The sequence below is a fragment of the Mycobacterium sp. 1245499.0 genome (assembly GCF_001673615.1).
In the GTDB taxonomy this organism is placed as follows: Bacteria; Actinomycetota; Actinomycetes; order Mycobacteriales; family Mycobacteriaceae; genus Mycobacterium; species Mycobacterium europaeum_A.
The window spans coordinates 1-510 of record NZ_LZMG01000343.1 but is presented as its reverse complement, the minus strand read 5'-3'; the positions used below and the strand labels follow the sequence as shown (position 1 = coordinate 510).

Here is a 510-nt window from a genome sequence, read left to right as displayed (position 1 = left end):
TGACGCCGGCGCGCCGCGCGCGGTGAACGCCGCGGTGGCCGCCGCCAGCAGCCGTTCGCGATTGCGGCGCGCGTCCGACCTTCCCACCAAAGCGGAGGCTCCTCCGGTTCTGTTACGCTATGAATGCGGAGGCCCCTCCGCTTTCACCAGTGTGTCACCCGATCTCTTCAGGAGCACCATGACAGACCAACCCCGGCCCGGCGGCATCGGCACTCTGGGCGTGACCCCCGTCGCCCGCATGGGCTACGGCGCCATGCAACTGTTCGAGGCGACGACCGCCGACGACGCGGCCGCGGTGCTGCGTCGCGCGATCGAACTGGGCGTCAACCACATCGACACCGCGTCGTTCTACGGACCCGGCGAGGTGAACCGCCGGATCCACGCGGCACTGGCCCCCTACCCCGACGACCTCGTCATCGTCAGCAAGGTCGGACGCGCGCCGCAATCGCGAACGGCTGCTGGCGGCGGCCACCGCGGCGTTCACCGCGCACGGCGCGGCGGTCTCGCTCG

The 510-nt window shown here is 71.4% G+C and carries 1 protein-coding gene and 1 pseudogene; one reads left to right on the top strand and one right to left on the bottom strand.

From position 1 onward, the window contains the following. A pseudogene (locus A5646_RS29160) lies at positions 1 to 90 on the bottom strand (TetR/AcrR family transcriptional regulator); the annotation flags it as partial. Between the two features lie 88 nt (positions 91 to 178). On the opposite strand from A5646_RS29160, the gene A5646_RS28415 reads away from it, so the two are divergent. Continuing rightward, positions 179 to 510 (top strand): aldo/keto reductase (locus tag A5646_RS28415; protein WP_197505252.1); only part of this gene is annotated, 332 nt, incomplete at its 3' end.